At 70.7% G+C, this 13,343-nt stretch carries 11 protein-coding genes; 2 read left to right on the top strand and 9 right to left on the bottom strand.

Features of this window, described 5'->3' with window-relative positions:
• Positions 1–38: 38 nt before the first annotated feature.
• On the top strand, positions 39–1,544 hold the full coding sequence (locus ABC319_RS14670) for a glycerol-3-phosphate dehydrogenase (protein WP_413070935.1): 1,506 nt from the start codon (positions 39–41) through the stop codon (positions 1,542–1,544).
• Positions 1,541–3,019 (top strand): glycerol kinase GlpK, encoded by a 1,479-nt coding sequence (gene glpK / locus ABC319_RS14675; RefSeq protein ID WP_413070936.1) that lies wholly within the window; start codon positions 1,541–1,543, stop codon positions 3,017–3,019. The genes ABC319_RS14670 and glpK overlap by 4 nt, the downstream gene beginning before the upstream one ends.
• A 37-nt stretch (positions 3,020–3,056) precedes the next feature.
• Here the strand turns inward: glpK and ABC319_RS14680 are convergent, their stop codons facing one another.
• The 9 genes from ABC319_RS14680 to ABC319_RS14720 form a co-directional block, all read right to left on the bottom strand.
• On the bottom strand, positions 3,057–4,781 hold the full coding sequence (locus tag ABC319_RS14680; RefSeq protein WP_413070937.1) for a DEAD/DEAH box helicase: 1,725 nt from the start codon (positions 4,779–4,781) through the stop codon (positions 3,057–3,059).
• Positions 4,782–4,848: 67 nt separating this feature from the next.
• A complete protein-coding gene (locus ABC319_RS14685; protein ID WP_413070938.1) occupies positions 4,849–6,009 on the bottom strand; it encodes a BaiN/RdsA family NAD(P)/FAD-dependent oxidoreductase in 1,161 nt (386 codons plus the stop codon).
• Positions 6,010–6,820: 811 nt separating this feature from the next.
• The gene (locus ABC319_RS14690; RefSeq protein ID WP_413070939.1) at positions 6,821–7,000 is read right to left on the bottom strand and encodes a hypothetical protein; all 180 of its coding nucleotides are present in this window, start codon (positions 6,998–7,000) and stop codon (positions 6,821–6,823) included.
• Positions 7,000–7,455 carry a GreA/GreB family elongation factor gene (locus ABC319_RS14695; protein WP_413070940.1) on the bottom strand — a complete coding sequence of 152 codons (456 nt, stop codon included), beginning with the start codon at positions 7,453–7,455 and terminating at the stop codon, positions 7,000–7,002. Before ABC319_RS14695 ends, ABC319_RS14690 begins: the two co-directional genes overlap by 1 nt.
• 309 nt (positions 7,456–7,764) lie before the next feature.
• Positions 7,765–8,853 (bottom strand): c-type cytochrome, encoded by a 1,089-nt coding sequence (locus ABC319_RS14700; protein ID WP_413070941.1) that lies wholly within the window; start codon positions 8,851–8,853, stop codon positions 7,765–7,767.
• Positions 8,850–9,446 carry a cytochrome c oxidase assembly protein gene (locus ABC319_RS14705; protein ID WP_413070942.1) on the bottom strand — a complete coding sequence of 199 codons (597 nt, stop codon included), beginning with the start codon at positions 9,444–9,446 and terminating at the stop codon, positions 8,850–8,852. Before ABC319_RS14705 ends, ABC319_RS14700 begins: the two co-directional genes overlap by 4 nt.
• Positions 9,443–9,823 carry a hypothetical protein gene (locus tag ABC319_RS14710; protein ID WP_413070943.1) on the bottom strand — a complete coding sequence of 127 codons (381 nt, stop codon included), beginning with the start codon at positions 9,821–9,823 and terminating at the stop codon, positions 9,443–9,445. Before ABC319_RS14710 ends, ABC319_RS14705 begins: the two co-directional genes overlap by 4 nt.
• Positions 9,820–12,372, bottom strand: coding sequence for a cytochrome c oxidase subunit I (gene ctaD / locus ABC319_RS14715; RefSeq protein WP_413070944.1), 2,553 nt, complete (start codon positions 12,370–12,372; stop codon positions 9,820–9,822). Before ctaD ends, ABC319_RS14710 begins: the two co-directional genes overlap by 4 nt.
• Positions 12,369–13,301 (bottom strand): cytochrome c oxidase subunit II, encoded by a 933-nt coding sequence (locus ABC319_RS14720; RefSeq protein WP_413071709.1) that lies wholly within the window; start codon positions 13,299–13,301, stop codon positions 12,369–12,371. Before ABC319_RS14720 ends, ctaD begins: the two co-directional genes overlap by 4 nt.
• Positions 13,302–13,343: the final 42 nt, after the last annotated feature.

Genomic DNA, 13,343 nt, shown 5'->3' on the forward strand with positions numbered 1-13,343 from the left:
TACGACAATCGTCACGCGACCGACAGTGAGGGAGAGCGATGCCCGGTCCGATCATGGCGACCACGCCGTGCGACCTGCTGGTGATCGGCGGCGGCATCAACGGCGCCGGTATCGCCCGCGATGCGGCAGGACGCGGCCTGACGGTCGTGCTGGTCGAGCGCGACGATCTGGCGGCCCATACCTCGTCCGCGTCCACCAAGCTGATCCATGGCGGCTTGCGCTATCTGGAATATTACGAGCTGCGGCTGGTGCGCGAGGCGCTGATGGAGCGGGAGCGGCTGCTGGCGATCGCGCCGCACATCGCCTGGCCGCTGCGCTTCGTCCTGCCGCAACCACCGGGTGGTCGTCCGGGCTGGCTGATCCGGCTGGGGCTGTTCCTGTACGATCACCTGGGCGGGCGAGGAACGCTGCCGGGATCGGAGTCGGTGCGATTGGCCGGTTCGCCGCTCGGCGCGGGATTGAAGCCCGGTGTGATCCGCGGCTTCGCCTACTCGGACTGCTGGGTCGACGATGCACGGATGGTGGTGCTCAACGCGCTGGATGCGGCGGAGCGGGGGGCGACGATCCTGACGCGGACCAGCATGGTTGCCGCGGCCCATGACGGGGAGCGCTGGAACGCGACGATCGAGGATGCCGCAGGACGCCGGACGATCGCCGCCCGTGCGATCGTGAATGCGGCCGGGCCGTGGGTTCACGGCGTACTCGACCGTGTGACCGGCGCCGCGGCCGAGCCGCCGCCCCGGCTGGTGAAGGGCAGCCACATCGTCGTGCGGCGCCTGTTCGAGGGCGAGCACGCCTATATTCTCCAGAACGTCGATCGCCGGATCGTCTTTGCGATCCCATACGAGCGCGACTTCACGCTGATCGGCACCACCGACATAGCCTGGTCGGAAGAGGCCGGGCCGCCCGCCGCGTCGGCGGCGGAGGTGACGTATCTCTGCGACGCGGTGAATGCCTATCTGGCGAAGCCGATCGGGCCGGGCGATGTCGTCCACAGCTATGCCGGCGTCCGGCCGCTCTACGACGACGGGCGGGCGGATGCGTCCGCGGTGACCCGCGACTATGTGTTGCGGCCGGGCGGCGCCGACGCGCCGGGGTTGCTGTCGGTCTTCGGCGGGAAGATCACGACCTATCGCCGGCTGGCCGAGCATGCGCTGGAGCAACTCGGCGACGTGCTGCCGCCGATGGGCGATCGCTGGACCGATCGCGTGCCGCTGCCCGGGGGTGACCTGCCGGGGCGCGATGCGGATGCGTACATCGACACCACGAGGCGACAATGGCCGTTCCTGAGCGACCATGACGCGCGTCGGCTCGTCCGCAGCTATGGCACGCGGGTCGGGCAGATCCTGGGCGAAGCGCAGGCGTGGGGCCAACTCGGCGAGGACTTCGGCGGCGGGCTGACCGCGGCGGAGGTCGACTATCTGGTCGCCACCGAATGGGCGCGGACGGCCGAGGACATCCTGTGGCGGCGATCGAAGATCGGCCTGCATACCGGTGCCGCGACCGCCGCGGCGCTCGCCACCTATCTGGAGAGACGTGCATGAGCGCCCGGCATATCGTCGCGATCGATCAGGGGACTACCTCCACCCGGGCGATCGTCTTCGACGACCGGGCGAAGCCGCTGGCCATGGCGCAGACCGAATTCGCGCAATCCTATCCGGGCGAAGGCCGGGTCGAGCACGACCCCGACGAGATCTGGCGTGACGTTCGCCGGGTGGTCGCCGCGGCGATCGCGGAAGCCGGACTGGCGGCGCGCGACGTGGCCGCCATCGGCATCACCAATCAGCGCGAGACGGTGGTGGTATGGGACCGGCGCACCGGCGCGCCGATCCATCCCGCGATCGTCTGGCAGGATCGCCGCACCGCCGACCGATGCGCGGCGATGAAGGCGGCCGGACACGAGGCGCTGGTCCGTGCGCGCACCGGACTGCTGCTGGATCCGTATTTCTCTGCGACGAAACTGGCCTGGATCCTCGACAATGTCGACGGCGCGCGCGAACGGGCGGTCGCGGGCGAGCTGGCATTCGGCACCATCGACAGCTTCCTGCTGTGGCGGCTGACCGAGGGCAGGGTGCACGCCACCGACGCGACCAATGCCAGCCGCACCCTGTTGTTCGACATCCATGCGCAGCGCTGGTGTCCCGACCTGCTGGCGCTGTTCGACATTCCCGCCGCGCTGCTTCCGGATGTCATGGATTCGAGTGGCGTCTTCGGCGAGACGACCTTGTTCGGTGCGGCCATCCCGATCGCGGGCATCGCGGGCGACCAGCAGTCGGCATTGGTCGGGCAGGGGTGCTTCGCGGCAGGCGATGCCAAGGCGACGTACGGCACCGGCTGCTTCGTGCTGCTGAACACCGGGACGAGCCCTGTCTCGTCGGACAACCGGCTGATCTCGACGGTCGCGTACCGGCTGGGCGGGCAGGCGACCTATGCGCTGGAAGGATCGATCTTCGTCGCGGGCGCGGCGGTGAAGTGGCTGCGCGATGGCCTCGGCCTGATCACCCACGCCTCGCAGACCGACGACATGGCGACGCGGGTGGCGGACAATGGCGGGGTGTACATGGTGCCGGCCTTTGTCGGGCTGGGCGCGCCGCACTGGCAGCCGGGCGCGCGGGGAGTGATCGCGGGACTGACGCTGGCGACCGAGGCGGCGCATGTCGCGCGCGCGGCGCTGGAGGCGGTGGCGTACCAGACGCTCGACCTGGTCGACGCGATGGATGAGGACGGTGCGCCGATGGGTGCGGCGCTGAGGGTCGATGGCGGAATGGCGGCGAACGACTGGCTGTGCGGGTTCCTGGCGGGGATGCTCGACCGGCCCGTGGAGCGGCCGGCGATGCTGGAGACGACGGCGCTGGGCGCGGCGTTCCTGGCCGGGCTGGGCGTCGGGTTGTGGCCGGACCTGAAGGCGCTGGCCGACCTGAGGGGCGAGCCGGATGTCTTCACGCCGGCGCTGGACGGCCGGGAGCGCGAGCGGTTGCTGACGGGGTGGCGGCAGGCGCTCTCGCTGGCGCTGCGATGACCGTCACCCCAGCGGCGGGCCGGGGTGACGGTTGCGATCAGCGCTTCGGCCGGGTGGGCCGCGCCTGGTAGCGCGGCTTCAGCGGCATCGGCGGGCGCCCGGCGTTCGGGGCGCGGCCGCGCCCACCCGGACTGCGGCTGCCGCCGCCGGCGCTGTTGCCCTGCGCGGGCGGACCGTCGGACTGGGTGATGGTGATCCCGCTCTCCTCGGTATCGGCCGAGCCGGTCCGCTGGACCGCGGCGGCGAACTTTGCGGCGGCGTTGCGGGGGATCTGGACGTAGGTTTCGGCCGGACCGATGCGGATCGCGCCGATCTCGTCGCGGGTCACATGGCCGCGACGGCAGATCAGCGGGAGGAGCCAGCGGGGGTCGGCGTTGTGGCGGCGGCCGATGTCCATGCGGAACCAGACGGTGTCGTCGAAGCCGGGACGGTGGACGCTCTCGCGCCGCTGCGGCTCGGACGAGGCCTCCGCCATCTCCTCGGGCGCGGGCATGCTGGCGCGCAGGGCGCGGACCAGCATCGCGGCGACCTCTTCTGGCGACTTGCTCTCGAGCAGGCGGGTGCCCAGCGCGCGATCCTCGTCGTCCAGCTCGACCGGCTCGGCCAGCTTCGTCAGCAGCCGCTCGCGATCGGCGTTCCGGATGTCCTCGGCCGAGGGGACCGGGCGCCACTCGACGGCGATGCGCGCCGAGCGCAGCATCATGTCGACGCGGCGGCGCTTGGGATAGGGGACGACGAGGATCGCCGTGCCCTTGCGACCGGCGCGGCCGGTACGGCCGGAACGGTGCTGCAGCGTCTCGGCATCACGGGGCAGCTCGACATGGACGACCAGCGACAGGCTGGGCAGATCGATGCCGCGCGCGGCGACGTCGGTGGCGACGCAGACACGCGCACGGCCGTCGCGCAGCGCCTGGAGCGCCTGGTTGCGCTCGTTCTGCGAATGCTCGCCCGACAGCGCGACGGCGGCGAAACCGCGCTCGACCAGGCTGGCGTGGAGGTGGCGGACGTTATCGCGGGTGGCGCAGAACAGCATCGCCGTCTCCGCCTCGTGGAAGCGGAGCAGGTTCACCACCGCATGCTCGATGTCCGACGGGGACACGGCGAGCGCCTGATACTCGATGTCGCCGTGGCCGCGATCCTCGCCCACCGTCGAGATGCGGAGCGCATCGCGCTGGTAGGTGCGGGCGAGGGCGACAATCGGGCGGGGCAGGGTGGCGGAGAAGAGGAGCGTGCGACGCTCGGCCGCAGTGGCGTCGAGCAGCTGCTCCAGATCCTCGCGGAAGCCCATGTCGAGCATCTCGTCGGCCTCGTCCAGCACGGCGGCCTTCAGGTTCGACAGGTCGAGTGCGCCGCGTTCCAGATGGTCGCGCAGGCGGCCGGGGGTGCCGACGACGATGTGCGTCCCCTCGCGCAGCGAGCGGCGTTCGCGCACGGCGTCCATGCCGCCGACGCAGGTGGCGACGCGGGCGCCGGCATAGAGCCAAGCGAGTTCGCGGCTGACCTGCAGCGCCAGTTCGCGGGTGGGGGCGATGACCAGCGCCAGCGGCTTGGCGGGCGGCGGCAGGGTGCCGTCGACGAACAGCTCGCCGGCCATGGCGAGGCCGAAGGCGACCGTCTTGCCGGATCCGGTCTGGGCCGAGACGAGCAGGTCGCGGCCGATCGCCTCTGGCGCGACGACCGAGGCCTGGACGGGAGTGAGGGTGTCGTAGCCGCGCGCGGCCAGCGCCTCGGCAAGCGGGGTGGGGAATTGTTCGGGTAGCATGGCGTTCCAGATGGTGACGGCGCGGCAGTTCAGCCAGCTCGTCCGGCCATTTCACGCGCTATAAGTGTCAGATCGACTGTCCCGTAGCCCATCCGCTCGCCCACGCCCACTGAAAATTATAGCCACCCAGCCAGCCGGTCACGTCCACCGCCTCTCCGATCGCATGGAGACCGGGGACTTTCCGTGCCTCCATCGTACGTTGCGACAATTCCGCGGTGCTGATCCCGCCGACCGTCACCTCCGCCTTGGCATAGCCCTCGGTCCCGCTGGGGCGGAACAGCCACGCCTTCAGCCTGGCAGCGGCGTCGCGCAGGGCGCGGTCGGGGACGTTGCCGAGTTCGGCGGCGATGCCGAGCTTCGCCGCCAGCGCCTCCGACAGGCGATCGGGCAGGTCGAGCATGCGGCGGAGGCCGGCACGGGGGTTGGTACGCTTGGCATCGACCAGCCAGTCGGGCGCGCGGGCGGGGGCGAAATCGATCGCCACCGCCTCGCCGTGGCGCCAGTAGGACGAGGCCTGGAGGATGGCGGGGCCGGACAGGCCGCGATGGGTGAACAGCGCCGCCTCGCGAAAACCGGTGCCGCCCGCAGTCGCCACCACCTCGGTCGCGACGCCCGACAGCTCGCGGAACAGCGCCTCGTCCGGGCCGAGCGTCAGGGGGACGAGCGCGGGGCGCGGCTCGACCAGCTTCAACCCGAAGCAAAGGGCGAGGCGATAGGCATAGTCGGTCGCGCCGAGCTTCGGGATCGAGGGACCACCGGTGGCGATCACCAGCGCCGGCGCGGTGGCGATGCGATCGCCGATCGCGACGCGGAAATGCGTGCCGTCATGCTCGACCTCCGCCGGTCGGCCCAGCGCGAGTTCGACCTGACCCTTCGCGCATTCGTCGAGGAGCATGGCAACGATCTGGCGCGCGCTGCCGTCGCAGAAGAGCTGGCCGAGCGTCTTCTCGTGCCAGGCGATGCCGTAGCTGTCGACCAGCGCGACGAAGTCGGCGGCGGTGTAGCGGCCGAGCGCGGATTTGGCGAAATGCGGGTTGGCCGACAGGTAGCGATCGGCGGTGGCGTCGACGTTGGTGAAGTTGCAGCGGCCGCCGCCGGAGATGACGATCTTCTTCCCCGGCTCGTCGGCATGGTCGACGAGCAGCACCCGCCGCCCGCGCTGGCCGGCAGTGGCGGCGCACATCAGCCCGGCGGCACCGGCGCCGAGGACGATCGCGTCGTGGGTCATGCCGCTCGCGTCCGCGAATGTTGAGGAAGTTTCGGGTTGTGCGGGGTCAAGGCAATGTCGGGGGTGATGGTGGCGCGGGGTGAAAAGGCAGCGATCGCAAGGGGATGTGGCTGCGAAGCCGGACCGGTGGGCGAGTGGATGCGGGTGGCGAAGTTTCGACAGTGGTGCTGACGTAAGATCGGGGAGTTTCGACAGTCATACTGTCGTAACTTCGTCGCAGGCGCGGTGATCGGGTGCGGGGGCATGGGGTTGCTTTACGCCGTCAATGGGATCGTAGGACATCTGAAATGCGGCGGCGGCGAGAGCGTCGGCAGACTGCGGTGTGCGCCGGTGCCTGTTCGCTCTGTGTCCCCGCGAAGGCGGGGACCCAGTACTGGGCTCCCGCCTTCGCGGGAGCACACGGGTAGGGCGGGCGCAGCGTTGTCGTCAGCGGCGTTCCACGACTGGGCCCCGGCCTTCGCCGGGGAGCAGCAAGGGGCGGGGTGACGGGCTTGAAACGGGGTTGTGGTGACTGTGCCTGTCCGTCCCGTGTCCCCGCGAAGGCGGGGACACGGCACTGGGCTCCCGCCTTCGCGGGAGCACACGGATGGGGCGGGCGCAGCATTGTCGTCAGCGGCGTTTCGCGACTGGGCCCCGGCCTTCGCCGGGAAGCAGGAAGGGTCGGGGTGACGGGCTTGAAACGGGGGCGTGGTAACTGTGCCTGTCCGCCCTGTGTCCCCGCGAAGGCGGGGACCCAGCACTGGGTTCCCGCCTTCGCGGGAGCATGCGGGTGGAGCGGAGATGGGGCAACCGCTCGGGCCGCCGGGGAGACTCAGCGCAGCTTGGCGATCGACAGGCCGTCTTCCTTGGCGCGGACCTTGATCGATTCCTCGCTGCGGGTCATCGCCTTGCTGATCGCCTTCAGCGCCATGCCCTTCTTCGCCAGCGTGTGCAGCTTCTGGATCTCGTCCTGCGTCCAGGGCTGGCGGTGACGTTCGAACTTCTCGGCCATCAGTCATTCTCCACGGACAGGACCTCGATCGCGTCGGACCGGCCCTGGAAATCGGCGAGGTCGCCGGCGCCGGTGCCGATCAGCGCGCGGGCGAGGGGCGCGGCGTAGGTGATGCGGGCGTCCGCGTCCGCCTCGTCATGGCCGACGATGGCGATGGTGCGGGTGGCGCCGTTCAGGCGGAAGGTGACGCGACTGCCGATGCCGGCGGTGTCGTCCGCAGGCGGCGCGACGACCTCCGCCGTGGCGGCGCGGGTGTTCCAGTAGCGCAGGTCGCGGCGCAGCGCCTCGCGGTCGTCGTCGCTGGCGGTTTCGACCTGCGCCTCCAGCGCAGCGATGCGCGCGGCGATCAGCGCGGGGCCGGCGGGAGTCATCAGGTTGGGGCCGGTCGGGATCGGAACCTCGAATTTCGGCTCCAGATGTTCCTCGTCGCTCTCGCGGCGGAAGGCGACGCTCATGATGCGGTACTCATGTCAGGGAGATAGGAGGAGGCGGCGGCGGGCGCCATAGGGACGCCCCCGCGGCGGCGTCCCAAAGGGAGCATCAACCACTTCGTCATCCCCGCGCAGGCGGGGATCCATATACGCTGAGACTGGTGGTTAAGTCGCGACGTCGGCGCGTCTGGATCCCCGCCTTCGCGGGGATGACGGGAGGGCGCTCGTCTTTACCCCGGACTTGGTCCCGAGGCGGGCATGCGGTGAGGGGAGGAGCGGGGCCCCGGCTCGAGGCCGGGGCGACGGGGTGTTTGGTGGCAGGCCCGTCGGGCCCTACCGCGCGCTGCCCGCCAGGTAGCGGGCGAGGGGGTCGATCATCTCCTCGGGGATGCGGCGGGCAATGACCGGCATGGTCGCCTGGCTCTTGCGGGCGTCGACGACCTCCTTCTCGCCGCGCCACTGGCGCAGGCGCTGGGCGATGTAGTCGGCGCGCTGGCCGGCGAGGACGGGGTAGGGCTTGCCGGGGGCGTGGCAGCTGGCGCAGGCGGGCAGCTGCTTGTCGGGCAGGCCACGGTCGACGATCGTGCGGGCGGCGGCGGGGCCGGCAGGCGCCGCCGTGCCGATGCCGGGCAGGGCGGCGAAGTGGCGGGCCAGCGCCTGCATCTCGTCCGGGCGGAGCGCGGCGGCGGCGTCGCCCATCACCGCGCTGTGGCGGGTGCCGGTGGCATAGGCCTGGAGGCTGGCGAGGAGATAGGCGGGCCGCTGGCCACCCAGCACCGGGATGTCGGGCTGGCCGCGGCCGCGGCCGTCCGTGCCGTGGCAGCCGGTACAGCCGGCCAGCACGCCGTCGCGGATGCCGGCCGCGCCTGTGGTGCCGGCGCCAAGGGGTGTGCCGGCGACGCCGGCGGGCGCCGCATCCTCGGTCAGGGTGCGATACTCGGCCGGCGTCATGGTCGGCAGGCGGCGGACGAAGGCGGTCATGCGGCGCACCTCGTCCGGGCGATCCTGCACGGCCCAGGCGGGCATGCCGGTATATTTGACGCCGTGCTGGAGGATCCAGAAGATCTGCCTGTCGGTCCACTCGCGCGCGTTCACCGCCAGGTCGGGGGCGGGGGGCGTGGCGCCCTGCATCACGGGCGAGGGACGGCGACCGGGGGCGCCGTGGCACGAGGCGCAGGAAGCGGCGAAGTGGCCGGCGGCGCTGACCAGCTCCTGCCGGGCGGCGGGATCGTCCGGCGCGGAGAAGGCGGCGTGGGTACGGACCGAGTTGCGCATCGTCCAGTGCAGGAACCAGTCGGTGATCGGCCAGTGGCCCGACGAGGCGGCGATGTTGAACACGCCGGACCAGGCGAAGAGCAGGCCGGCGGCGATCAGGCCGGCGAGCGTGGCGGCGGCGCGCGCCCAGGTGATGCGGATCGTCATGCGGTCGCGCCCTTCTGGCGGAGCAGGGTGGCGAGCATGGCGAGCCCGCCGAGGAAGTAGCTGGCCGCGCCGACCATCAGCATGACGACGCCGCCCAGCTGCTGGTCGGCGAGGGCGTGGTCGCCATGGGTGGAGAAATGGCCCGCATAAAGCGGTCTGGGTGCGAGGCCGATCAGCGCGCCCAGAAGGGTCATGTGCATCGAGGTGAGCAGCAGCGCGCCGACCCCGCTCGCGCGGCGTTCGGGCCCGGTGCCGAGAACCGACGCCCAGAGGAGGAGCCCGGCGGCGAGGAACATCGCCTGCTCGACCACCAGCGCCGCGCCGCCGCGATCGGCCAGGGCGCGGGCGGCAGGCAGGTGCCAGCCCCAGACCACCGCCAGCTCGACCACCATCGCCGGCATCGGGCGGGCGAGGCGGGGCAGCCGGTCGGCCAGGTCGAGGCGGGTGCCGACGAGGCCCCAGGCGATGAGCGGCGCGGCGACCGCGACGGCGAGCATGTGCCCGGCCATGTGCCCGGTCATCCCGCCCGTCGCCGCGGCCCACCAGCCGAGCGGGAGCAGCGCCATGCCGGCGATCAGGCAGGCGCGCTTCACCGGCAGTCCGTGAGGAAGACGACGGGGGTGGCGGTGAAGATCACGCCGACGAAGCTGAGCGCGGCGAGCAGCAGCGTGGCGGTGGCGATGAAGCGGAGGCGGTCGATGCGCGTGCCCTGTTCGTGCGGCGGATCGTCACCGGGGGTGCGCTGCTGCACCCAGGCGATGACGCCGGCGGCCGAGATGACGAGCAGCGCCACGACCGTGCCGGCCGCGAACAGGGTGGGGAAGGTGGCGAAGCGGCCGACCTTCGCACAGTTCAGCGCGGCCCACAGGTAGGAGAACAGGAAGTGCACCGCCCACACCGTCGGCGGGACGATCAGCGTCCACAGCGACGCGTCGAGCGTGCGGATGCGGTCGGCCAGCCGCTTCCTCACGAGGCCGCCTCCGGGAACCAGCCGATCGTCGCATAGGTGACGATCGCGGTGAACAGCAGGAAGTGCATGTAGACGGTGATGTTGTGGATGTCGGCGTCGTAGGCGGGGGTCATCTTGCCGGCGATGCTGCGCGCCAGCGTGTAGGACTGGCAGATCGCGCCGATGCCGGCATGCGCCGCGGTCCAGATCGCCAGCGTCCAGACGATCGCTGGATAGACGTGCGCCTTGGGGTCCATGCCGGCCAGCCACGGCCCGGCGAGCCCGGCGAACAGGCTGGCGACGGTCGCCGCGATGCCGATCGCCAGCAGCGTACGGGCGACCGCGACATGGCCGCGGGCGTGGAGCTGGCGGGTGGCGATCGTCAGCGCCCAGCCGATCGAAGTCAGCGCGAGGGCCGCCATCGGCCAGACAGTGCCGGGATCGGGCATGTCGGCGGGCGGAAAGTCGGGATGGATCGTCCAGAAAAAGTAATAGCCGAAGACGAGGCCGGAAAAGGCGGTGGCATCGGCCAGCATGGTGATGAACATCGCCCACCAGCCCGACGCCGCCGGCCCCGACAGATAGAGCGGCACGGTAAGGCCGTGGCCGATCGGCTTTTCGGGCTTTTCCGGGATCTCCGCGGTGCCGGTCCACAGCCAGGTGAGCACGCAGACCAGCGTCGCGGCGGCGCCGGCGAGCGCCCACCAGTAGAGGTGGTAGGTGGTCAGGATGAACACGCTGCCCAGCGCGATCGCGGTCAGCATCGGGATGACGCTCGGCGTGCCGAGCCGCACGACCTGGATGGGCCGCGCGTCGATGACCGAGGTGATGATCGTCTCGCGCCGCATCTCCTCCGCATCGGGCAGGAAGAAGCGGCCCTCGTCGACCTTGCGGACGAAATCGGGCTGGTCCCAGATCGGGTAGCGCGTCTCGATCAGGGGGACCGAGCGGATGCCCCAGTCCTCGTCCTCGGGCTTGGCGAGCCATTCGAGGGTGCCGGCCGCCCAGGGATTGCGCGCCGCCTTCGGCCGGGTCGGCGACAGGCACAGGTCGATGCAGACCATCAGCACGCCGGCGGCGAACAGGAAGGCGCCGATGGTCGAGGCCATGTTGAGCCCGCCGATGCCCAGTTCGGCCGGATAGGTGAAGACGCGGCGCGGCATCCCCTCCAGCCCCGACAGGTGCATCGGGAAGAAGGCGAGATTGGCGCCGACGAACATCACCCAGAAGGCGCTGCGTCCGATCCGGTCGGACAGCTTCTTCCCCGTGACCAGCGGCCAGTAGTAATAGAGGCCGCCGAACAGCGGCAGCAGGGTGCCGCCGATCAGGACGTAGTGGAGATGCGCGACGATGAAATAGGTGTCGTGCGCCTGCCAGTCGAACGGCGCGACTGCGACCATCACCCCCGTCAGGCCGCCGATCGTGAAGATCGCGAGGCTGCCGACCGCGTAGAGGAGCGGCGTCGACCATTTGACCTTGCCCGCCCACAGCGTGGCGATCAAGGCGAAGACCTGGACACCGGTGGGGATCGCCACCGCCTCGGAGGCGGCGGAGAAGAAGGCGAGGCTGATCTTGGGCAGGCCGGTCGCGAACATGTGGTGAACCCACAGGCCGAACGACAGGAACGCGGTGCCGACCGCGGCCAGCACGATCCACGGATAGCCGAGCAGGTGGCGCTGCGCGAAGGTCGGGATCAGCATCGCGAAGAGCGCGATCGACGGCAGGAAGACGATGTAGACCTCCGGATGGCCGAAGATCCAGAACAGGTGCTGCCACAGCAGCGGATCGCCGCCCTTCGACGCGTCGAAGAAGGGCCAGCCGAGCAGGCGCTCCATCTCGAACAGCACGTCGCCCGCGATCAGGGGCGGGAAGGCGAAGAGGATCATCACCGCCACGACCAGAATGTACCAGGCGTAGAGCGGCATCAGGTTCAGCCGCATGCCGGGCGGTCGGCACTTCAGCACGCCGACGATCAGCTCGACCGCGGCGGCGACCGACGACACCTCGATGAAGGAAAGGCCGAGCATCCAGATGTCGGCGCCGAGGCCCGACAGGTCGGTGCGGGTCGTGAGCGGCGGGTACATGAACCAGCCGCCGTCGGGCGCCGCGTCGAAGAAGATCGAGCCGGTGACGAAGACGCCGCCGATCAGGAAGCTCCAGTATCCGAACGCCGACAGCCGCGGAAAGGGCAGGTCGCGCGCGCCGAGCAGCTGGGGCAGCAGGATGATCGACACCGCCTCGAACATCGGGACGGCGAACAGGAACATCATCGTCGAGCCGTGCAGCGTGAACAGCTGGTTGAAGGTGTTCGCGGTGACAAGGTCGTTCTGCGGCACCGCGAGCTGCGCGCGCATGATGAGGGCGAGGATGCCGGCGAACAGCATGAACGCGAACGCGGTCAGCGTGTACCACACGCCGACCCGGTTGTTGTTCACGTCGGTCCAGCGGAAGAAGAGGCCCGATGGCGGCTTCCACACCGCGCGCAGCCGCTCCTCCTGCGCGGCGCGGACCGCGGGATCGTTCTGGTCGGTACGGTCCTGCGCGTAGAGGCCGGGGGCGATGTCGCTCATTTCAGGCCTTCGAGGTAGCGCGCGATCTGCACCGCGTCGGCGTTCGACATATGGGTGAAGGCGGGCATGCGGACGCCCGGCTTGGTCCTGCCCGGATCGCGGATGAAGCCGGCGACATTGGCGGTCGTCATCGGCAGGATGCCGGCGGCCAGCGTGTGACGGCTGCCGAAATGGGTCAGGTCGGGGCCGATATGGCTGGGCGGGCCGGCGCCGCGGATGGCGTGGCACCCGCTGCAGCCATAGCGTGCGAACAGCGCCGCGCCGGGTCCGGCGGCAGGCGAGGCGGGCCGGCGCTGGGCGGCGAGCCACGCGTCGAACGCGGCCGGCTCCATCGCGATCACGTCGAACGCCATCAGCGCGTGGCTGAGCCCGCAGAATTCGGTGCAGATACCGCGGTAGCGGCCGGCCTTTGTCGGGCGGACGACGAGGGTGTTGGTGCGGCCGGGGATCATGTCCATCTTGCCGGCGAGCCCGGGAATCCAGAAGCTGTGGATCACGTCGCCACCGCCCAGTTCGAACAACGTGGTGCGACCGAGGGGCAGCCGGATCTCGTTCGCGCTCATCACCGGCGGCGCATCGGCAGGACGATAGGCGACGCGCCACCAGAACTGCTCCCCCTCCACCTGCACGCGCAGGTCGGCATCGTCGACCGGCGCGGGGCGCATCAACGGCAACGACGAGGCGAGGAGCGCGAACAGGACCAGCGTCGGCACGACCGCACCCGCCCACAGGACCAGCCGCATGCCCTGGCGATGGGTTAGCCGGTCGCCGGGCGTGCGGATCGCGTGCTGCATCAGCGCGGCGACCGCGACCGCGATCACGACCGCGCCGGCCAGCAGGACGATGGTCAGCGTGCGGGTGCTCGACGCCTCTTCGCCGAAGGGCGAGAGCGCGGACTGGTGACGATTGCAGGCGGCCAGCGCCAGCATGGCGGCGCACGCCACGCGCGAACGACTGGCAGATTTCCCTTT

Source organism: Sphingomonas phoenicis, from assembly GCF_047238005.1.
Lineage (GTDB): Bacteria > Pseudomonadota > Alphaproteobacteria > Sphingomonadales > Sphingomonadaceae > Sphingomonas.

Coding starts and splice junctions, on each gene's coding strand:
- ABC319_RS14670 (WP_413070935.1), top strand. CDS start 39: ATGCCCGGTCCGATCATGGCGACCACGCCGTGCGACCTGCTGGTGATC.
- glpK (WP_413070936.1), top strand. CDS start 1,541: ATGAGCGCCCGGCATATCGTCGCGATCGATCAGGGGACTACCTCCACC.
- ABC319_RS14680 (WP_413070937.1), bottom strand. CDS start 4,781: ATGCTACCCGAACAATTCCCCACCCCGCTTGCCGAGGCGCTGGCCGCG.
- ABC319_RS14685 (WP_413070938.1), bottom strand. CDS start 6,009: ATGACCCACGACGCGATCGTCCTCGGCGCCGGTGCCGCCGGGCTGATG.
- ABC319_RS14690 (WP_413070939.1), bottom strand. CDS start 7,000: ATGGCCGAGAAGTTCGAACGTCACCGCCAGCCCTGGACGCAGGACGAG.
- ABC319_RS14695 (WP_413070940.1), bottom strand. CDS start 7,455: ATGAGCGTCGCCTTCCGCCGCGAGAGCGACGAGGAACATCTGGAGCCG.
- ABC319_RS14700 (WP_413070941.1), bottom strand. CDS start 8,853: ATGACGATCCGCATCACCTGGGCGCGCGCCGCCGCCACGCTCGCCGGC.
- ctaD (WP_413070944.1), bottom strand. CDS start 12,372: ATGAGCGACATCGCCCCCGGCCTCTACGCGCAGGACCGTACCGACCAG.
- ABC319_RS14720 (WP_413071709.1), bottom strand. CDS start 13,301: ATGCTGGCGCTGGCCGCCTGCAATCGTCACCAGTCCGCGCTCTCGCCC.